Raw genomic sequence first — 21063 nt, 5'->3', positions numbered from 1 at the left:
AACCCACAAGAATTTTGTGGGTTTATTTTTGCTTTTTTTATGTAAAGTTGTAAATTTCTTACATGAAAAATCTTCGAAAAATAATCAACGTTACTCAAATACGAAAAGCTGACGAACACACTATTACTAAAAAAGGAATTACCTCTTTTGCTTTGATGGGGCAAGCATCTTTAGCGTTTGTAAAAGCCATTGAGCCTTTATTAAATCGCTCTCTAAAAATTGCCATTGTTAGTGGTGTTGGTAATAATGGTGGTGATGGATTTGCTATTACTAGAATTTTAAGAAGTAAAAAATATACTGTACAACCTTTTTTAGTTCAGTTTAAAGATACACTTAGCCCAGATTGTGATATTAATTTTCAAAAGCTTGATGATACCATTATTATAAAGTCTATTAGTGAAGTTCCTGATTTTTCTGAATATGACGTGATTATTGATGCTATTTTTGGTTTTGGGCTTTCCAAGCCTATTACTGGTTTTATAAAACATGTTATTGAAAGCATTAATAATGCTAAAAAAACTGTGTATGCTGTTGATGTTCCTTCAGGATTATATTGTGACAAGTTACCTGATTCAGAAACTGTTGTACAGGCAGATTTAGCCGTAAGTTTTCAACGACCAAAATTTTCTTTCTTTTTTCCTGAAAATGGAATGTTTGTAAAAAATTGGAAAACGGTTGATATTGGCTTAGATGAAGATTTTATTCAGCAACAAGAGAGCAACTATTACATTCTAAACGAAAAAATTACTGATCTTTTAATATCTCGAACTCGCCAATCTCACAAAGGAAATTATGGTCATGCAATGTTAATAGCTGGTTCTTACGGAAAAATGGGTGCTGCCGTACTATCTTCTAAAGCTTGCTTACGAAGTGGTGCAGGCTTGTTAACTAGTTATATACCTAAGTGCGGGTATCAAATTATACAATCTTCTATTCCAGAAGCAATGTGCCTAACCGATGAGAATGAAGAATTCGTGACCCAACTCCCAGAAATTTTCAAATACGACATTCTCGGGATAGGTCCTGGAATAGGTGTTAACGAAAAAACGACACAACTTGTGAAAAAATTAGTATCGGAAAGTAATAGTCCGTTAGTAATAGATGCCGATGCCATTAATATTATTGCTCAAAACGAAGAATTAAAATCGTTACTTCCTAAAAACTCTATCTTAACTCCACATATTAAAGAGTTTGATAGATTGGTTGGAAAATCTGACACCTCAACTGAACGTTTTCAGAAACAACTTGAGTTTTCTGCAAAATATCAATGTATCGTAGTTCTAAAAAATGCATATACTGTAATTTCTTCTCCTGAAGGAAATTTGTACTTCAACACTTCTGGAAACCAAGGAATGGCAACAGGTGGTAGCGGTGATGTACTCACAGGAATCATAACTGGATTATTAGCACAAAACTACACTCCTTTACACGCCGCTTTGTTAGGCGTATTTTTCCACGGAAAAGCAGGTGACGAAGCCGCTTGTAAAAAAGGATACAAAGCGTTAATTGCTTCTGATATTATTGATGCTTTACGAATAGAAAAAAGTTAGTTGTCTTTAGAAAATGTTTGGATTAGTGTTGCTAATAACATTACTAATCCACATCCTAAAGCATTTAACCATAAATAAGGTAGCAAGTCAATATACCAAACTACTATAATAATTAATTGTGTAATTATTGCTGCAACAAATACCGCATTCCCTTTTACATATTTTATAAAAAAGGCTAATAAAAAAATCCCCAGCACGTTTCCGTAGAAAATGGAACCTATAATATTTACGAGTTGAATTAAATTATCAAATAAATTAGCTACACAGGCGACTAAAATTGCTAAAATCCCCCAACCTAAAGTGAACCATTTTGACATTTTCACATAATGCTCTTCACTATATTCTATTTTGGTATTGCGTTTGTACAAGTCAATTGCTGTTGTACCTCCTAAAGCGTTTAATTCAGATGCTGTAGAAGACATTGCTGCTGATAAAATTACCGCTAATAGTAAACCTATTAATCCTTTAGGTAAATTATTTAGAATAAAGTGAATAAACACATAATCTTTATCGTTTGTTTCTACTAACGGATCTACTTCTGAAATAATAGTTTTCGCTTCCTCCTTTAGTACTTTATCTTGTTCATTAAACTCTTGAATCTGTGCTACATTATCAGGAGTTAACCCTTCAAAAATCAGCGCTTTTTTTCTTCCTTCAATAAAACGATGTTGCTCTTCTAATTTTACATATTGTTCTATTGTTTCAAGGTTGGAATTTGCTATTGCTTCTCCTGATTTTGGGTTAAAATTTAATGGTGACGGATTAAACTGATAAAATACAAACACCATTACTCCTACTAACAGAATAAAAAACTGCATCGGTACTTTTAACAGCCCATTAAAAATCAATCCTAATTGACTTTCTCTTAATGATTTCCCTGATAAATAGCGCTGTACTTGGCTTTGATCAGTTCCGAAGTAAGATAACATTAAAAATGTTCCTCCTAAAATACCTGTCCAAACAGTATAACGGTTATTTAAATCCCAAGAAAAGTCTAGTACTTTCATTTTATCAGAAGCACCTGCAATTTCTAGTGCTTTGGTAAATGTAATATCGTCTGGTAAATATTGTAATATCAAGTAAAAAGCAACAAACATTCCTGCGAAAATTACAGCCATTTGTTGTTTTTGAGTAACACTTACTGCTTTAGTTCCTCCTGAAACAGTGTAAATAATTACCAAAACACCTATTATAATATTTAGCGTAACTAAATCCCAACCTAAAACTGCTGACAAAATAATAGCTGGGGCAAAAATGGTAATTCCTGCAGCTAATCCACGTTGAATTAAAAACAGAATTGCAGTTAAGGTTCGAGTTTTTTGATCGAACCTTCCCTCTAAATATTCGTAAGCTGTGTAAACTTTTAATCGGTGATAAATAGGAATAAACACCAAACAGATAATTACCATTGCTATTGGTAACCCGAAGTAAAACTGTACAAAGCCCATTCCGCTATGAAACGCTTGTCCTGGAGTAGATAAAAAAGTAATGGCACTGGCTTGTGTTGCCATAACCGACAAACCAATCGTCCACCATTTACTTTCGTTTCCTCCTTTTATATAATCTTCTACATTTTTACTTCCTCTGGTTTTCCAAGCTCCATATAAAACAATAAACAATAAGGTTATTGAAAGAACAATCCAATCTACTATTTGCATGGTTTACTTTGTATATATGTTAGTGATTATATAAAATAACACGATGTATACTAAATTAGCCACTAAGACTAACGTGTATTCTTCTTTCCATACATACTTTTTATCCATACTTTGTTTGTTTATTAGTTGATTATTGTTTTGGTTTTTCGTAAAAACTATTGGCTAAAGATGCTTCGTTTAACAAAGGCATTTTAAACTGAATTGGTTCTCTTGCTGGTTCTGTTGGTTGCCCGTTTTCATCTTTAGCATACCAAGTTATGGATTTTGGCAACAACAAACCGTTAACATTTTCCCAATCGTTGTATCTTATAATTTTATACGCATCTGTTGGTTCTTTACTAAAAAAGGTAACCGTATACCCTAACCAAGCCATTTGTTTTGTTTCTGGATGGTAAAATATAAAATAATTATCATCTGGTGAAGTTCCAACGTTGGCTTTGTATGAAATTTTTATTCCTGGGTAGGTTACTCCTTTATAAATTAGTGGATTTGTTTCTGAATATACAATACCATCATCTGCTAACACAAAAGGCATTGCATAGAAATAAAAATATAGATTATAATAAAACTTAGGATTCCCTTTAAAAGCTGTTGAATCTTGTTGTTGTAACCACACTTCTTTTCCGTCAAATCCTAAAGAATATTCTGGTGAATTTACTACTGTTTTTCGTGAATGTAAATCTGTAGTATGCTCTTCATTTTTTAGTGTGAATGACAATGTTTTCATTTTCTTCCATTGTTCAATTCCTCCATGTTTTTTTAAAACCTCTTCTAAAGCTTTTGGATATTTTAACGTTGCTACTTCTTCTTTTTTACTTGTTTCCTTTTTAACTTCTTTTTTACATGCTATTGAAACAAGAGTTATAGCTATTAGTACTAGTATTTTTTTCATGATAATTGATTTGTTCTAATTGGTCGAAACTGCCACTAAAAATTACAGTAAAAATAAAAAACTCTCTAAAATACATTTAGAGAGTTTGATGTTAACTATAAAAATTGAATGAATTATTCATCCGTTAAGGCTTCCATAAAAGCTATTAGGTCTTTAATTTCTTTTTCTGACAAATTTAATTTATCTGATGGTAACGTTTGATTTGGAACTTTATACCCTAATCCTTGTCCACCACCTTTATTATAAAAATCAACTACTTGTTCTAAGGTTTCATATACCCCATTATGCATATAGGGAGCCGTTTTGGATACATTACGAACGGTAGAAGTTTTGAAAAAGTATTTTCGTTCTTCAGTTTTAAATATATTATAGGCACCTAAATCATCATCTAACTCTGTTTCTTCTAAATTTGGAACTCCTATAGACTCTACCTCAGTCTCAGTAAAATTAGGTGGAACTGTTCCGTTAAACACAGGTGGAAAGTGGCAGGTCGCGCATTTTGCTTTTCCCATAAAAAGGTTAAAACCATTGATTTCAGAAGTTGTTAAAGTGTTTTCTTTATTATTAATGTTTTTATCAAACTTTGAACTAAAGTCTCCTAAACTTCTAATGTAATTTGCCATCGCGTTTCTGATATTAAAATCAGTTACTTTTCCATATAAATCAGTAAATGATTTTGTATATACACTATCACTTTTTACAGTTTCTGCCAAGTTTTCTAAATTGGTATGAAACTCATTTTTATTTTCAACAACTCCAACAATTTGTCCTTCTAAACTTCCCGCTCTTCCATCATGAAAAAAAGTTTGTTGATAAGCTGCATATGGTAATGTTGGTGTATTTCTTTTTTGCTTCGAAAAAGTTGCTAATCCATCAGTAAAAGCTTTATCCTTAATATGACAAGTAGCACAGCTCATAACGCCATTTTTTGATAGGCTTTTATCATTAAATAACTTTTTTCCTAAAGCTATTTTCTCATCAGACATAGCTTTCTCTAACTGATGATAGTCATTAAAAAAATCAACATTAAATGTTTCTTTAGAAAATAATGAAGTAATGTTATTATTGAACGCCATAGTTAATGGAAATTTTACTTTCCAATCTTCTGAGGTTTTTACCAACAGCTCTAATTGTTTATGTATGTGATTTTTTATAAAATTATAGCGGTTAAACGACTCAAAATCGCCTTTTTGTAATACTTTTTGAGCTATTTGTAACTCATTTAAAAAATCGCTATATAAACTGTCTTTTGAAAACTCACTTTTATACGTATTTATAATAAAAAATAAGGTTTCGTAATTTGTTTTTGCTTCTATTAATGATTGTTCTAATACTGGTGAGTCAAAACCTGTAATTCCCACCAAAGCTATACGAGCAATTTGATCGCGTAACAACCACAAAATATGATGCTTTTTTAAATACAATGTATTGTTTGCCGCTATTAGTTTTAGTCTATTTTTGGTTATATTTACAGCATCTTTTAAAGCAACAACCTCAACTTCATTTTCATGCAACAACTCTTCTATAACCTGAAAACCAAAAGGGTTTCTTATGTTTATGTTTGTAGCATCTTCTTCATCTATTCTTAAAAGATTAGGACTATTTAAACTCTTATAATTTTCTTTATCAACGAATGATAAAATAGGCTCTATTAACTTAAACTCTCTTCTTGCTAATTTGTATTTTTTCAGTTTTTCTGAGACCTCTTCAACAGCATTAATTTCTTCTAAATTTGAAATACAGCTGTCAAGATGTTTTGAATAGTATTCCTGAACTCTAGCTACTAAAGCTTGATTATCAACTTTTGTATAACTCGCTGTTTTTTCTTGTTTACAACTAATTATAGATACTAGAAAAAGACACATGATAACATGTGCCTTTTTTATTTTTTTAAAATTGTTTGTCATTATCTATCTAATCCTTGAACTACATATAATTGACTTCCTTCCTTTCTTGTTTCTGCTGCGTCATTTGCCATAGGATCAGTAAACGCTCCTCCGTCGGCAGGTTCCCAACCATGATTTTGAGTAATTAATAAAAATGTATTGCTTACTCCGATAGTTTCAGAAATATCAATCATTCCTGTAATTTCCCAAGCTTTATCTTGATAAGATGCTCCATAACCTTTAGCAGATGCTGCAACTTGGTCACACTCTAACACCTTCTTTAACTCTCCAGTTTTTAAGTTGTATTGATATAAACTAGCTGCATGATTCTTTTCTCCATCAAAATATCCGTTTGGATCTTCTTGAATATATGCATAGTTTTCAGTTACTACAATATTATCAGGGCTATGGAAAAGTTTTGCTTTACCATCTAACTTATCACCATCTAATACACATGTAATTTTAGCTGTTCCAGTAGGGTCGTTTTCATTTAACTCTACTTTATAAACACGTCCATAAATAGTTCCTTTTCCTACTAAACCTTCTTTTTTACGACCTGTTACACAAAAATAAATTTCACGATTGTTTTTAGCTGAACCTCTTCTCCAATCAATATCTTCTAAACGAGAGAATCCCATCACTCCTTTTTCTTTAGCTTCAGCATCTAATAAATCGATATTCTTTTCAGTTAACTCAACAAAAGAAGCGTTATAAGTTGTACCCTCTTTCATATCTACTTCATAAGTAACACCTTCATTAGTTACTTTTAAACCATATAATTTACCTCCTTCTAAATCTCCTCTATCTCCTACATACATTCCTAATTGCCCTGAAGGAACCATATTATCTCCATGATCATCACCTATAAATACAACTGTTTTATCAGTATAAGCCTCTTTACTTAATGGCACTGCATTTTCAGTAACCCATTGCCCCATAGCTGTCAACATTCTTGGAGAACTTGCCGCTGAAGCTTCTTTAAAAGGATCGGTAGCAAAAACCCCTTGAGGTCCATCTCCCCATTCTCCTCCTGATAAATATAAAGGACCAAAACCATGTTCTTCTTGTGTTATTAACGTCCCTGAACATTGAGCAGAACCTCCTGTTGCTATAGCGTTTAAAATATACTCACCATGAACTGGTTTAAAAGTTTTATCTAATTTAATACGAGCAATAGAGTAATCTGCCTCAATATTATTTATTAAAGTATAAGTACCATCTGAGTTTCTCATTAATCCAGCCCCATCAGCCATAGAACCATACACAAAGTTTGGAGTATCTTCTAATTTATCTTCAGATGATAATAAAGGAAAAATGTTTACTCCAGAAAACTCTGATTCTAATTTTAAGAAGTTGGGAGTTTTAGAATGTGCTTTTAATTCTATTGAATCTCCATGGTTAGGTGTACTATCAGAGTCACACGATGTTAAAGCTATTGCACTACAAACACCTAAGAACCCTAATTTAAGTAAGTTTTTCATTATTCTGTTAATTTTTGTTTTATACCCGCAAATCAACAACACTAACTTTAAGAAGTTCTTAGCTGTAGTTTAAATCTATCTCATCAAAAGGTTATTAACTTTAACTAAACTTAAACAACTCTAAACAACAATTTTCGTAAAATCCTGTAAACACTAGTTATTACCATTACAGTCCTTAACCATCTCTTAACTTACTTAACTCATATTACTTCTTGGTACACCTCTTTTTCTAACAAAAAAAAAAAAAGAGCACCTTTAAAAGGTACTCTTAGTTTGCATCAAATTTTTACTTTGGTTAGAGTAAAAAAGTCATTTTGTTTTTCTTTTTCTTCATAGAACTTTCCCTACGACGTGATATAATTCCCCATTTTATATCTTAACCTTATTGAAGGTTTAAATTTTAACCGAGACAAAAATAAACCGTCTAATTTTCTTTTTGGTAAGTCAGTGACTTACTTTTAGTAAGTCACTGACTTACTTTTTCATCAAAATGGAGTAAAAAAGGTCCTAAAAGCTAAAAATATTGTTAAAACAATAATTATTTAAAATTTTATATATTTGCTTTTCATGAAAAAAATGAATTTACATATAGCACAAGAGCTTGTGAGCTTAACATGTGGTTTTCGCGGGAATCCTGATGAAGGAATCTTTCGAAACAGGACGTTGTATGTTAATTATAATGAAAACTCAAATATGATTTGATTATAAAAACTAATAATATATAAAGCGTCCAATTAATTTTGGACGCTTTTTTTTTATATTTTTTTGAAAAATGAAATTTTAATTTAAAACATATTAAAAACTCTTAATTGAACTCTAAGAACCTAACGTACAAAACGTTACAAAAACACTACTTATCTGGATATTATCCGGACAGCCTCCCCTTACCTTAAAATCAGTTTAACTACCTGATTATCAATATATTAAACAGCAAAAACACTTGTTTTATTGTAAAAATTTCGTATATTTGTACCATACTTATTAAGATATACTTAATTAGTATTATTAATAAATAATAATTTAAAACTATGGTATTAACTAACATAAACAGAAGTATCAGCTTAGCTTACAGAAAAGAGGCTGATTACATAACAAAAAAAGACAAGGATGTTTATTGTGGAGCAAAATATTTAATGAGGAATTAGCAATTATTCTACACTTATATATAACACAAAAGCGTCTTTTTAAAAAAGACGCTTTTTTTTTATTAAAAAACACATTTTTAACAAGTTAAAACTTGTATAATTCGTTTTTTTTCACTATATTAAGGAGACAAAATAAATGCTATGAAAACATTAAAATTGCACATACTAAATGAAAAAGGACGTTTACTCATTAAACAAGAACGCTTACTAAAATCATCTTCATTATTAATAATGTTGTCACTATTTTAGAATCAGAAATCAACTAGCGTTCATTTAAAAAAATTGCAAACGCTTCCTTTATGACAAAGTAGAATTCCCTGAAGTCTGTTGTACTCAATAGGCCTTAGTAGTAACGCATCTTCATGAATTGATGTTTCTATCAATTTAATTCTACCTACTACCCAAACACTTGGGTTAGATGACTATTGCCTCATTTAAAAAATGATGTAATACACACGAAAATTTATTTCGATGCTATACGAGCTGCACATGCGGCTAGGAAGACTATTGTCAAAATTTAAAAATTGAAATTATGAGAACTTTAAAATTTACACTACTAATATGCACGTTATTTTTGTTAACTACAAGTTGTACAGACTTAACAGAAGATATTGTACCAAACAACAACGATAATCATATAAAACTAGTTTCAGTAACAAGTCCACCTCCTTACTTAGGTGGAGATACAGGTGGTGGTAATGATGGAGGTGATGGTACAAAAGGAAATTAAACTTATATTTACAAGCTTTTAACAAAATGTTAGAAGCTTTTTTTAGTTATCTCAAAAAACAATACTCTTGAAACCTCTAAAAGTAAATTTATTCTTTTTATTTTTTATTCTAACAAGCTCTGTTTATAGCTTTTTCTTACCGTACTCTAAATTACAACAAGTAGACAGCATTAAAATATGGCTAAATTCAATTAATAATGAAAAGTTAGACACTGTTAGTAGGAGAAAAATATTATTCAAAGCGTATAACTATATCCAAAAGAATCAAAAGAGTCAAAATCACTTAAGCACCATATCTTACGAATACTACAAGCTAAAAGACTCAATATCTTTTCTCAAGATTAATCAAAAGGCTGTAGAGTCAGCAAACAAAACAAAGGACTATTACTCACTGGGTGACGCTCATTGGAATTATGCTACTTATTATGTAAAGCTGGGTAAATACAGTAAGGGTTATGCTCATTTTAATCTAGCCTATGAAGCTTTCGAAAAAGGTAACTTTGAATATGAAAAAGCTAAAATGTTATTTGGAATGGCACATATTAAAGGCCGCTACAGAGATTATTTAGGTAGTGAAATCTTAATTATTAAAGCTTTAAAAATTTATAAAAGCTTAAAAAAACATCAGGATTTATACTTATCATACAACCATCTTGGTCTTCTGCAATTTGATATTAAAGAATATGACAAAGCTATATTCTATTACAAAACAGCTCTAAAACATTATTCCAACCTAAGTAAAAAAAATAGAAGTAGAAAATACATAACTATTTTCAATAATATAGGAAATGCTTACCTTAAAAAGAAGAACTACAAAAAAGCTATAGAAAATTTCAAAAAAGAACTTGGTAATATATTAAAAAAAGAGCAATACGCAAGAGTATTAGACAATATTTCTTACTGTAAACTTCTAGCAAGAGACACCCTAGGTATAAAACAAAATTTTCACAAAGCTTTAAATATTAGAGATAGTTTAGGTAATAACGAAGGGATTCTAACTTCAAAAATCCATATTTCAGATTATTATAAATATACCAAAGATACTACTAAGGCTATGCAATATGCTAAAGAAGCCAATTTGCTTGCCAAAGAGTTAAAAAATGGGGGAGATTATTTAACTACTTTAAAACAACTTGCCAATTTAGACAAACAAAATTCTAAAAAATATTTAGATAGATATATAGTGTTTAACGATAGTTTAATTAGTGCTGAGCGAAGAATACAAAATAAGTTTACTCGTATTGAGTTTGAAACAGATGAATATATTGAAGAAACGGAGCGTTTAAGTCAACAACGTGTATGGATTATTGTAACTAGTTTTGCGGGTCTGTTAGTTCTTAGCTTACTATATTTTTTACGTGTACAAAAAGTAAGAAATGAAAAATTAAAACTAGAAGCAGAACAACAAAAAGCTAACGAAGAAGTATATGTGTTAACATTACAACAACAAGCTAAATTAGAAGAAGAGCGTGTTAACGAACGTAACCGTATTTCGGCTGAACTTCATGATGGTGTTTTAGGGAAACTTTTTGGTACTCGTGTTAATCTAGGCTTCTTGGCAATGCAAATGAAACCTGAAACTCAAGAAAAACATCAGGCTTTTTTAGATGAGTTACAAGAAATAGAAAAGGAAATTAGAGATGTTTCCCACAGGTTAAGTGATAATTTTGATAGTGCTAATATTAATTTTACAACTATTTTAACTCAACTCTTAAAAGACAGAAGTACCATTGGTAACTTTAGCTATCAATTTGATTTTGATAAAACTATTCCTTGGAGTGAAATTAGTGAGGTTACAAAAGCTAATGTTTACCGTATAATACAGGAAGCTTTACAAAACATTATAAAGCATGCAAAGGCAAAAAATGTTATCTTAGACGTCTCATTTAATAAAAAAGAGCTTATTATTTCGTTAAAAGATGACGGAATTGGTTTTAATACCGAGAAAAAGAAAAAGGGAATTGGTATAAAAAATATTACAGCAAGAGTAAAAAAACTAGGTGGTAATTTAGAGTTTATTTCTAAAGAAAACCAAGGAACTACGCTTGTCATTATAACCCCTTTTAATACGACAAATGGAAAACAAAAAGTATAACGCTTTAATAATTGACGATCACCCCTTAATATCAGAAGCTTATAAAAGCGCTTTTACTTATATTGAAAGTCAAGGTGAAAACATTTCTTTTCAGGTACAAATAGCAAATAATTGTGGTGCTGCTGATGAAATTATAGAGACATATTCCTCTTATAATCAACCAATTGAAATTATCTTTTTAGATATTAGCCTCCCTCCTATGGAAGAAAAAGGTATTTTATCTGGTGAAGATTTAGGTTTGATTATAAATGAAAAACTACCTGAATCTAAAATTATCATTTCTACTACTTTTAACGATAATTACCGAGTACACAGTATTTTAAAAAATGTAAATCCTGATGGTTTTTTAGTTAAAAACGACATTACTCCTGTAGAATTAGTACATGCTATTAAAGAAGTTCTTAGCGACCCTCCATATTACAGTAAAACTGTAATGAAAATGATGAGAAGTCAAGTTTCTAATGAATACTTTTTAGATGATTTAGATAGAAAAATCTTATATGAATTATCTATTGGTAATCGTGTAAATAAATTACCTAACATCCTTCCATTATCATTAGCTGCTGTTCAAAAAAGAAAACGACAAATGGCTAAAGTGTTTGGGGTTGATAATTCTGATGATCGTGATTTAATTTTAATAGCAAAAGAAAAAGGATTCTTATAAGAACCCTTTTTCACTATTTTTATAACCTGTTATCAATTATACTTTTTACAACCTCTGGGTTTAATAGCGTAGAGACATCTCCTAAATTATCTAATTCGTTGTGTGCTATCTTTCTAAGAATACGACGCATAATTTTTCCTGAACGCGTTTTAGGCAACCCTTCAGTAAACTGAATTTTATCCAACTTAGCAATTGGACCAATATGTTCCGTAATAATTTGATTTATTTCTTTGTATAAATTGTCTTGGTTTCTTGTTTCTCCTGCTTCTTTTAAAATCACATAACCATATAAGGCATTCCCTTTTACATCATGTGGAAAACCTACAATAGCACTTTCAGCTACGGCTGGATGTTCATTTACTGCATCTTCAATAGGTGCGGTTCCTAAGTTATGACCTGAAACTATAATTACATCATCTACCCTACCTGTAATTCGATAATATCCCACCTCATCACGAAGCGCTCCATCACCTGTAAAATACATATCATCGAATGCTGAGAAATACGTTTCCTTATAACGCTGATGGTTTCCCCATATAGTTCTTGCCATAGATGGCCAAGGATATTTTATGCACAATCTTCCGTCAACTTGATTTCCTTTTACTTCTTTTCCGTTTTCATCCATTAACGCTATTTGAATTCCTGGTAAAGGTAATGTTGCATAAGTTGGTTTTGTTGGAGTGATGTATGGTAATGGTGAAACCATTATCCCACCAGTTTCTGTTTGCCACCAAGTATCTACAATTGGGCTTTTCTTTTTACCTACATTATCGTTATACCAGTGCCACGCTTCTTCATTAATAGGCTCCCCAACCGTTCCTAAAACTTTTATTGAGGATAAATCGTGACTATCTACAAAATCCAAGTTTTCTTTTGCTAATGCTCTGATTGCTGTTGGTGCTGTATAAAATTGATTTATGTTGTGTTTTTCAACAATTTCCCAAAAACGACCAAAGTCTGGATAACTAGGAACACCTTCAAACATTACAGTTGTAGCTCCGTTTGCTAAGGGACCGTACACAATATAACTGTGCCCTGTAATCCAACCAATATCTGCTGTACACCAATACACATCGTTTTCTTTATAATTAAAAACATTTTTAAATGTATAAGCTGTGTACACCATATAACCAGCTGTAGTATGTAACATTCCTTTTGGACTTCCTGTTGAACCTGAAGTATATAAAATGAATAATGGATCTTCAGCGTCCATAATCTCTGGAACACAGTCTTGATAAGCTTCTTCTAGCAAAGGTTCTAACCACTTATCACGTCCTTCTTTTAACTTAATATCTGAATTAATTCTTTTGACTACTAATACATTTTCTATAGTAGGACAATTTTCTAATGCCTCATCAACAATACTTTTTAAATCAATTGTTTTAGCTCCTCTATAAGAACCATCTGAAGTAATTACCATTTTTGCTTCGCAATCATTAACTCTAGTAGCTAATGCTGTTGACGAAAATCCTGCAAAAACAACCGAATGCACTGCTCCAATTCGAGCACAAGCTAAAACTGAAATAGCCAATTCTGGAATCATTGGTAAGTAGATACAAACTCTATCTCCTTTTTTAATTCCATGGTCTTTTAACACATTAGCGAATTTACAAACACGTTTGTGTAATTCTTTATAAGATATATGTTCGGCTTCTTCATTTGGATTATTTGGTTCAAATAAAATGGCAGTTTTATCTCCTCTAATATGCAAATGACGATCTATACAGTTTTCTGTAATATTTAGTTTTGCTCCTTCAAACCATTTAAACTCAGTTTTCTCAAAATCATAGTCTAAAACGGTATCCCATTTTTTTCTCCAAACAAAGTGTTCTTCTGCTATTTCTTCCCAAAATAACTCTGGATTTCTTACGGACTTTCTATATACTTGAAAATATTCTTCTAGGTTTTTTACGTGGTAATTACTCATTCTTATACTTCTTTTATTTTAGCTTAAGCTACTAAAATAAATCATTTTTAATTGTTTATCAACTTATTAGTTCTTCTTCTTAAAACACATACTAATCTTCATCTTCTTGTTGCAATAATCGTGAATGCACGATAAAGCGAACTCCTAAAGGAATTTCTAATGAAAAACTTGATCCTCTTCCTTCAGTTATATCAATCGTTAAGTGCGTATGCTTCCAATATTCATATTGATCTTTATTCATATAAAAAGGAACTTCATCTAACACACCTAACAAAATATCACTTTCATCTAAATACATTTCATCTTTAGGAAAAATCATTGGAGACGAACCATCACAACATCCTCCACTTTGATGAAAAATCAATGCTCCATGCTGTTTTTTTAGTTTTTCAACTATTTCTTTTGCCGCTTCTGTTATTGCTACTCTTTGCATATTCTATTTTTAAATTATAAAATACTGGGCCTATATCAGCCCAGTATTTTCAAACAACTAAAAGAACCCTAACTTGTTTTTATCATACGATATCAACATGTTCTTAGTTTGACGATAGTGGTCCATCATCATTAAGTGGGTTTCTCTACCAAATCCTGATTTTTTATAACCTCCAAATGGTGCATGTGCTGGATATGAGTGATAACAATTAACCCAAACTCTACCTGCTTTAATAGCTCTTGGAATTTGATATAACTGATGTGCATCACGCGTCCAAACTCCTGCCCCTAATCCGTACATCGTATCGTTTGCTATTTCTAGCGCTTCAGCTTCATCTTTGAATTTTGTTACACATACTACTGGACCAAAAATTTCTTCTTGAAATACACGCATTTTGTTATGTCCTTCTAAAATAGTTGGTTTAATATAGAATCCATTCGCTAGTTCTCCCTCTAATTTATTAGCTCCTCCCCCGCATAATACTTTCGCTCCTTCTTCTTTTCCTATATTAATATAAGCTTGTATTTTTTCATATTGATCGTTTGATGCTTGTGCACCTACCATCGTATTTACATCGTACGGACTATTTTGAACAATAGCTTTTGTTCTTGCTACTACTCGCTCCATAAACTTATCATAAATATCCTCTTGTACTAAGATACGCGAAGGGCAGGTACATACTTCTCCTTGATTAAAAGCAAACAACACTGCACCTTCAATTGCTTTATCTAAAAATGCATCGTCTTCATCCATTACACTATTAAAGAAGATATTTGGAGACTTACCTCCTAACTCCATCGTTACTGGGTTTAAGTTTTTAGAAGCGTATTGCATAATTAACTGCCCTGTAGTAGTTTCTCCTGTAAATGCTACTTTATCTATTCTAGGGCTCGATGCTAATGGCTTACCTGCCTCTGGTCCAAAACCATGTATTACATTAATAACCCCAGGAGGAAAAACATCTGCTATTTTCTCCATTAAAAGTGTTGCTGATGATGGAGTTTGTTCTGCTGGTTTTAATATTACACAGTTACCTGTTGCTAGTGCTGGAGGTAGCTTCCATGACAACATTAAAAGAGGAAAATTCCAAGGAATAATTTGTCCAACAACCCCTAAAGGCTCTTTAATGTTCATTGATAAGGTATTTTGGTCAAGCTCGGTAGCACTACCCTCTTCTGCTCTAATTGCTGCAGCAAAATAACGCCAATGATCTGCTGCTAAAGGAACATCTGCATTTAATGTTTCTCGTATTGGTTTTCCATTATCACACGTTTCTACTAATGCAAACTCTTCTAAATTTGCCTCAATAATATCTGCTACTTTATTTAATAAAGATGCTCTCTCTGCAGCTGAAGTGTTCCCCCAGCTTTCTTTGGCTGCGTTTGCTGCATCCAATGCTAATTCAACATCTTCTTTTTGTGATCTAGGATATTTTGCTATAATGCTATTATCAATTGGAGATGTATTTTCAAAATATTCTCCTCCTAATGGAGACACAAACTTTCCATTGATAAAATTTGCATAAGTGTCTTTAAATTTTGGTTTCGTGTAACTCATAAAACTTTGTATTTTTGTTTTTTACTTAAATCAACTATCGAAATAACACTTCCTTAATTAACACATATTAAAAATGAATATTTCGTAATTTTTGTAAAATTAAAATATCATATAGTCAATATATTGAACGTATTTATTAAATTGTAACACATATCTATTATCTTAAAAAATACATAGATAGAATTTTGTACTATTGATTATGAACCATTTATTAAGTCGACATAAAGAAAGTAGAAAACTCACTACTTTAATTGAGAACAGAACTACGTATAATGCTGAATATGCTGAGTTGAATATTTTTGAGACTCATAAAAGTGCAGAGCAGATATCTTTAACTTTTGATTTTCCTGTTATTGCAAGTATGCTTACTGGAAAAAAAGTAATGCATTTAGAAGGTATGGAACCTTTTGATTTCTTTCCTGGTGAATCTGTAGTAATGCCGACTAACAAAGAAATGATTATCGATTTTCCTTTAGCTGAAAAGAATAATCCTACTCAGTGTTTGGCTTTAGGTATTGACTCTAATAAGATTGATGAGATAGTAGAAAAGTTTAATCATAATGTAGCTATTGAACGTGAAAACAATAATTGGAAGCTAAATGAAACTTCTTCTCACCTAGTACACAATACAGATATTAATCATTTAGTAGGACGTTTGGTACACACTTTTACTGAACAAAATAAGTCTAAAGACATTCTTCTTGATTTAATGATTCAAGAACTTATTGTGAGATTATTACAAACTAAGGCTAAAGCTTTTATCTTAAATGATCCTTCTGGCACGCTTACAGATACACGTATAGGAATGGTTATTAAGTTTATAAAAAACAATCTTACCAATAAAGATATTACTGTTGAATTGTTAGCTAAGAAAGCTTGTATGAGTACATCTCATTTTCATAAAAAGTTTAAAAACACCTTAGGAATTTCTCCTATTGACTATATAAACTCTGAAAAGATTAAATTTTCTAAGAAACTTATAAAACAATCTAAAAACCTGCGAATCTCTGAAATAGCTTACAAATCTGGTTTTAATAACATTAGCTATTTCAACAGACAGTTTAAAAAAATGGAGATGATTACTCCTCAGCAGTTTAAAAAGTCTTTTCTAAAAGAGTAAATCATCAACTTTTTTCAAAAAACTTTTATCGTTACATTTGTTTAATATGATGATATCTCTTTTTTTAGATGTTTTAAGTACTAATTGGTACATAATTTTACTTTTCTTTATCGTAGCTGTTCTATACTCCTCTGTAGGGTTTGGTGGAGGTTCTAGTTACTTAGCTGTCTTAGCACTTACTGGTTTACTTTTTACACAAATTAGAGCTACTGCTTTACTATGTAATGTAATGGTTGTTACGGGTAATGTTTTACTGTATATGCAACAAAAACAATATAACTGGAAAAAAGTTATTCCGCTTACTTTATTTAGCATTCCTATGGCTTTTTTAGGTGGCTATTTAAGAATAAGTCAAACTTTTTTCTTTATTCTCTTAGGTTTCACACTACTCTTTGCTGCTATTACCATGTGGATTTCTAACAAAGTAGTTACCAATAACAGTAAAACTAAAGATTTAAACTTGTCAAAAAATGCTGGTTATGGCGGAATCATTGGCTTTATTTCAGGAATGGTTGGTATTGGTGGTGGTATTTTCCTAGCTCCGTTACTTCATTTAACCAATTGGGATACTCCTAAAAAAATAGCTGCTACAGCAAGTTTTTTTATTTTGGTAAATTCAATATCTGGCTTGATAGGTCAGTATACAAATCCTGAGTTTTCTATTGATTGGACACTAACTTCTAGTTTGTTAATTACCGTTTTTATTGGCGGGCAAATTGGTAGTAGAATGAGTAATCAATTCTTTACTCCCTCTCAACTAAAAAAGGCAACCGCTATTTTGATTGCCTTTGTAAGTATTCGGATTTTAATTAAGTATTTATTCTAATTTCGCTTTTTAGCTCCTTTCATTGCCTTTAGCTTTGGTTATAGCTGTAGACATACCTTTTTCTTTTTTTATTCTGTTTTGAAAGATTGCTATTTTCTTTCCTTTTTTTTCTGAAAACTTATACGTGTAAAACCCGTCTTCAAAAGAAAACTCATTTGGTGAAGTTGGATAAATCTTAAATTTACTTGAACTCCCTTTTCTTTGACTATACAGTTGGTTATTTTCCATCGTAATTAAACGAATTCCTCCATCTTCAAATTTATAAGCACCTATCCATTTTTGCAACTCTTCTTTTGATAAAGAAACGGCATTATTACCTGAAGAAAAAGGTTTATTAATAGCCAAAGCTGCTATTTTTATAGTCAAAGCTGTTGGTGATTTACAACCACAATTAGAAAATACAATTACATACACATCTTCACTAGGTACATATACTCCCATAGATTTATATCCAGGAATTGAGCCACCGTGTTCCAAAGTTGGTACTCCGTTTATTTCGTTAAAACTCCAACCATATCCATAATTTATTTTCTTACCATTATTCAGTGTGTAATTGGTAAACGCTTTATCAATTGTTTCTTTTTTTACTAATGTATTATTACGAATGGCTGTTTGCCACTTTAACATATCATCTACATTAGACATGATTGAACCTGCTGCATAAGGTAATGTCATACTTATATATTGAGCATTTGAATATTCTCCATTTCTCTTTCGATAACCTGCTGCTCTGTTTTTAATTAATTTTGTATGGCTTCCGTAATAAGAAGAATTCATATTTAGCTTCTTAAAAATTTGTTCTTCAATAAATTTCGGATAACTCCTTCCACTTACTTTTTCAACAATATATCCTAAAATAAAATATCCAGAATTATTGTATTTATACTTTTCTCCTGGTTCAAAATCCATTGGCTCATTCTTAAAAAAATCAATAAATTTTAAAGGTTCTACATCTTTAGTTGTCACCTTTCCAAACTTTTGCATTGATGTATAACTTTTAATTCCCGATGTATGTGTTAATAAGTGATGAACAGTAATTTGTTTTCCGTTCGTTGGATAATCAGGTATAAACTTAGTTATATCATCTTCTAAACTTAGCTTACCTTCTTCTAAAAGCATTAATATTGAAACTGATGTAAATTGTTTTGTTATTGAACCTACTTCAAAAACATTTTCTGGCACCATATCCACATCAAGCTCTAAATTAGCTTTTCCAAAAGCTTTTCTATAAATAACATTTCCTTTTTTAGCAACCAAAGCTACTGCTCCGGTTTCATTACTTTTGAATTGTGTTTGTAAAATTTCATCAACCTTTGATGTCAAATTTTGAGCAGACACTAAACTTATTAATAAAAAGCAAAAAGAGAAGAGTAATATTTGTTTTAGTTGAATTCGGTTTTTCATTTGATTTGTTTTCATGATTATTACACTTAGGACGACATAAGCGAAAATAGGTTACATCATTTTTTACTAAAAACAAAAAAAAGCAACGTAAATACGTTGCCCTTTCATCCCCAAAACATAGATAACTATTTCTTAGCCTAACCAAGCATTCATCATCCACAATGTTTTTTCTTGTTCTGCTATAAAGTCACTCATCATTGAGTTTGTACCCTCATCTTCAGCTTTATCAGACAAATCAAGAATTGTACGTTCTATTTTTAATAATTCTGATAGTGAGTCAATAATTAACTTTACCGCTTCAACATCATTTGAAATATTTTTTCCTACTGGTACTCTTGATACACTAGTGTAATCTTCAAAAGTATGTAATGGCGTTCCTTGTAATGTTAAAATACGTTCTGCAATTAAGTCTACTTTTTCTTGTGCATCTGTATAAAATTCTTCAAACTTCATATGTAACTCAAAGAAGTTTTTCCCTTTAATATTCCAGTGTAACCCTCTTGCATTTTGGTAATACACTTGAAAATTTGCTAGTAATGTATTTAACTCGTTTACTAAGTTTTCGGTTTTTTGTTTATCTAATCCTAAAATTGTAGTTGACATATTGTTTTGATTTTAAGTTTTTTACTTTTTCTACTACAAATTTAGGGCAAGTTTTAACAGTTTTACTATAAAGGTAATCGATTGTTTTAATATCTTTATCGAAAATTATTATTGAAATGACTATAACACAATTAAAATATACACTAGCTGTTGCTGAATATAAAAATTTCACCATAGCGGCAGAACATTGCTTTGTTACACAACCAACGTTGAGTATGCAAATTCAGAAATTAGAAGAAGAATTAGATGCTAAGATTTTTAATCGCTCTAAAAAACCCATTGAATTAACTGAAGTTGGTAAGCGTATTGTAGACCAAGCCAAAGTTATTGTTGATGAGAGTAATCGTATTATAGATATTGTACACCAACAAAAAGGGTATGTTGGTGGTGAGTTCAGACTAGGTATTATTCCTACAATTATGCCTACGTTGCTTCCTATGTTTTTAAAAACTTTTAGCAAGAACTATCCTAAAGTTCAATTAGTTATTGAAGAGTTAACTACAGAGGAAATTGTTAGAAAATTAATGGATGGCTATATCGACGCTGCCATTGCTGCTACTCCATTAGAAAATGAAGCTATAAAAGAGCGTGTTCTATATTATGAACCTTTTGTTGGCTTGGTTCCTAGCGAACATCGTTTGTTTAAACAAAAGAAATTAAAAGTTGATGATTTAGAAGTTGATGATATTTTATTGTTAGAAGACGGACATTGTTTTAAAGACAGTGTAATTAATCTTTGTAGAACAAATAAAAGGAGTTCAACACATCACTTTCAATTAGAAAGTGGAAGTTTTGATACATTGATAAAGTTATCTAAAGACGGTTTAGGAATGACATTACTTCCTTACTTAAATACTTTGGACTTAAATGAACGAGACAAAACTCATTTAAGAGAGTTTGAAACTCCTTCTCCTGCACGTGAGGTTAGCTTGATTTATCATAAATCTCAATTAAAAATGCAATTGATAGAAGCTTTAAAAACTACAATTGATAGTGTTATTAGAGGTGCTATTGCTTTTAGTGATGTAGAAATTATAAGTCCACTTCAGAAAAAATAAACTTCTTTAAGCTAACATTTTAAATAACTGACCT

At 31.0% G+C, this 21063-nt stretch carries 16 protein-coding genes; 7 read left to right on the top strand and 9 right to left on the bottom strand.

Translation table 11 applies throughout. The annotated features are described in order from the left end of the window. Positions 1-62 precede the first annotated feature (62 nt). Positions 63-1550, top strand: a complete 1488-nt coding sequence (locus VBY68_RS01050) for an NAD(P)H-hydrate dehydratase (RefSeq protein ID WP_415268588.1) — start codon at positions 63-65, stop codon at positions 1548-1550. Here the strand turns inward: VBY68_RS01050 and VBY68_RS01045 are convergent. The 4 genes from VBY68_RS01045 to VBY68_RS01030 form a co-directional block, all read right to left on the bottom strand. Beyond that, positions 1547-3208: a sodium:solute symporter family protein gene (locus VBY68_RS01045; RefSeq protein ID WP_273693815.1), complete on the bottom strand. Its 1662-nt coding sequence runs from the start codon at positions 3206-3208 to the stop codon at positions 1547-1549. The two genes, VBY68_RS01050 and VBY68_RS01045, sit on opposite strands and share 4 nt — an antisense overlap. 130 nt (positions 3209-3338) lie before the next feature. Then, entirely contained in the window at positions 3339-4100 is a 762-nt protein-coding gene (locus VBY68_RS01040; protein WP_028891005.1) for a DUF6503 family protein, read from the bottom strand. Positions 4101-4213: 113 nt separating this feature from the next. Continuing rightward, positions 4214-5965: a cytochrome-c peroxidase gene (locus tag VBY68_RS01035; protein WP_415268587.1), complete on the bottom strand. Its 1752-nt coding sequence runs from the start codon at positions 5963-5965 to the stop codon at positions 4214-4216. 41 nt (positions 5966-6006) lie between these two features. Then, complete coding sequence (locus VBY68_RS01030; protein ID WP_415268586.1) at positions 6007-7467, bottom strand: alkaline phosphatase PhoX; 1461 nt, start codon at positions 7465-7467, stop codon at positions 6007-6009. 1677 nt (positions 7468-9144) lie between these two features. On the opposite strand from VBY68_RS01030, the gene VBY68_RS01025 reads away from it, so the two are divergent. The 3 genes from VBY68_RS01025 to VBY68_RS01015 all read left to right on the top strand — a co-directional run bounded on the left by VBY68_RS01025 (position 9145) and on the right by VBY68_RS01015 (position 12101). Further along, the gene (locus VBY68_RS01025) at positions 9145-9342 is read left to right on the top strand and encodes a hypothetical protein (protein WP_415268585.1); all 198 of its coding nucleotides are present in this window, start codon (positions 9145-9147) and stop codon (positions 9340-9342) included. Between the two features lie 67 nt (positions 9343-9409). After that, positions 9410-11437: a tetratricopeptide repeat-containing sensor histidine kinase gene (locus tag VBY68_RS01020; protein ID WP_415268584.1), complete on the top strand. Its 2028-nt coding sequence runs from the start codon at positions 9410-9412 to the stop codon at positions 11435-11437. Continuing rightward, positions 11418-12101, top strand: coding sequence for a response regulator (locus VBY68_RS01015; RefSeq protein ID WP_415268583.1), 684 nt, complete (start codon positions 11418-11420; stop codon positions 12099-12101). Before VBY68_RS01020 ends, VBY68_RS01015 begins: the two co-directional genes overlap by 20 nt. Before the next feature lie 19 nt (positions 12102-12120). On the opposite strand, the gene acs is transcribed toward VBY68_RS01015, so the two are convergent. The 3 genes from acs to VBY68_RS01000 form a co-directional block, all read right to left on the bottom strand. Beyond that, positions 12121-14028: an acetate--CoA ligase gene (gene acs, locus VBY68_RS01010; RefSeq protein WP_415268582.1), complete on the bottom strand. Its 1908-nt coding sequence runs from the start codon at positions 14026-14028 to the stop codon at positions 12121-12123. A 91-nt stretch (positions 14029-14119) separates the two neighbouring features. Next, positions 14120-14461 carry a DUF779 domain-containing protein gene (locus tag VBY68_RS01005; protein WP_121147497.1) on the bottom strand — a complete coding sequence of 114 codons (342 nt, stop codon included), beginning with the start codon at positions 14459-14461 and terminating at the stop codon, positions 14120-14122. 57 nt (positions 14462-14518) lie between these two features. Continuing rightward, positions 14519-16018: an aldehyde dehydrogenase family protein gene (locus tag VBY68_RS01000; RefSeq protein WP_121147498.1), complete on the bottom strand. Its 1500-nt coding sequence runs from the start codon at positions 16016-16018 to the stop codon at positions 14519-14521. Between the two features lie 199 nt (positions 16019-16217). Here VBY68_RS01000 and VBY68_RS00995 point away from each other — a divergent pair, with 199 nt between their 5' ends. Continuing rightward, positions 16218-17138, top strand: a complete 921-nt coding sequence (locus VBY68_RS00995; RefSeq protein ID WP_124590053.1) for an AraC family transcriptional regulator — start codon at positions 16218-16220, stop codon at positions 17136-17138. 46 nt (positions 17139-17184) lie between these two features. Next, positions 17185-17964, top strand: a complete 780-nt coding sequence (locus tag VBY68_RS00990) for a sulfite exporter TauE/SafE family protein (protein WP_124590056.1) — start codon at positions 17185-17187, stop codon at positions 17962-17964. 9 nt (positions 17965-17973) lie between these two features. On the opposite strand, the gene VBY68_RS00985 is transcribed toward VBY68_RS00990, so the two are convergent. Together VBY68_RS00985 and VBY68_RS00980 are read right to left on the bottom strand one after the other, a co-directional pair. Then, positions 17974-19383, bottom strand: a complete 1410-nt coding sequence (locus tag VBY68_RS00985; RefSeq protein ID WP_415268581.1) for a serine hydrolase domain-containing protein — start codon at positions 19381-19383, stop codon at positions 17974-17976. Between the two features lie 117 nt (positions 19384-19500). Further along, entirely contained in the window at positions 19501-19971 is a 471-nt protein-coding gene (locus VBY68_RS00980; protein WP_099213733.1) for a Dps family protein, read from the bottom strand. A gap of 116 nt (positions 19972-20087) precedes the next feature. On the opposite strand from VBY68_RS00980, the gene VBY68_RS00975 reads away from it, so the two are divergent. Further along, on the top strand, positions 20088-21029 hold the full coding sequence (locus tag VBY68_RS00975; RefSeq protein ID WP_415268580.1) for a hydrogen peroxide-inducible genes activator: 942 nt from the start codon (positions 20088-20090) through the stop codon (positions 21027-21029). Positions 21030-21063 lie beyond the last annotated feature (34 nt).

The organism is Tenacibaculum ascidiaceicola, assembly GCF_047470925.1.
Taxonomy (GTDB): Bacteria; Bacteroidota; Bacteroidia; order Flavobacteriales; family Flavobacteriaceae; genus Polaribacter; species Polaribacter discolor.
This window is presented reverse-complemented; position numbering and strand designations above follow the sequence as displayed.

What these genes read in the sequence shown, in the direction of transcription:
- VBY68_RS01050 (WP_415268588.1), top strand. Translation starts at nt 63, where the DNA reads ATGAAAAATCTTCGAAAAATAATCAACGTTACTCAAATACGAAAAGCT.
- VBY68_RS01045 (WP_273693815.1), bottom strand. Translation starts at nt 3,208, where the DNA reads ATGCAAATAGTAGATTGGATTGTTCTTTCAATAACCTTATTGTTTATT.
- VBY68_RS01040 (WP_028891005.1), bottom strand. Translation starts at nt 4,100, where the DNA reads ATGAAAAAAATACTAGTACTAATAGCTATAACTCTTGTTTCAATAGCA.
- VBY68_RS01035 (WP_415268587.1), bottom strand. Translation starts at nt 5,965, where the DNA reads ATGTGTCTTTTTCTAGTATCTATAATTAGTTGTAAACAAGAAAAAACA.
- VBY68_RS01030 (WP_415268586.1), bottom strand. Translation starts at nt 7,467, where the DNA reads ATGAAAAACTTACTTAAATTAGGGTTCTTAGGTGTTTGTAGTGCAATA.
- VBY68_RS01025 (WP_415268585.1), top strand. Translation starts at nt 9,145, where the DNA reads ATGAGAACTTTAAAATTTACACTACTAATATGCACGTTATTTTTGTTA.
- VBY68_RS01015 (WP_415268583.1), top strand. Translation starts at nt 11,418, where the DNA reads ATGGAAAACAAAAAGTATAACGCTTTAATAATTGACGATCACCCCTTA.
- acs (WP_415268582.1), bottom strand. Translation starts at nt 14,028, where the DNA reads ATGAGTAATTACCACGTAAAAAACCTAGAAGAATATTTTCAAGTATAT.
- VBY68_RS01005 (WP_121147497.1), bottom strand. Translation starts at nt 14,461, where the DNA reads ATGCAAAGAGTAGCAATAACAGAAGCGGCAAAAGAAATAGTTGAAAAA.
- VBY68_RS01000 (WP_121147498.1), bottom strand. Translation starts at nt 16,018, where the DNA reads ATGAGTTACACGAAACCAAAATTTAAAGACACTTATGCAAATTTTATC.
- VBY68_RS00995 (WP_124590053.1), top strand. Translation starts at nt 16,218, where the DNA reads ATGAACCATTTATTAAGTCGACATAAAGAAAGTAGAAAACTCACTACT.
- VBY68_RS00990 (WP_124590056.1), top strand. Translation starts at nt 17,185, where the DNA reads ATGATGATATCTCTTTTTTTAGATGTTTTAAGTACTAATTGGTACATA.
- VBY68_RS00985 (WP_415268581.1), bottom strand. Translation starts at nt 19,383, where the DNA reads ATGAAAACAAATCAAATGAAAAACCGAATTCAACTAAAACAAATATTA.
- VBY68_RS00980 (WP_099213733.1), bottom strand. Translation starts at nt 19,971, where the DNA reads ATGTCAACTACAATTTTAGGATTAGATAAACAAAAAACCGAAAACTTA.
- VBY68_RS00975 (WP_415268580.1), top strand. Translation starts at nt 20,088, where the DNA reads ATGACTATAACACAATTAAAATATACACTAGCTGTTGCTGAATATAAA.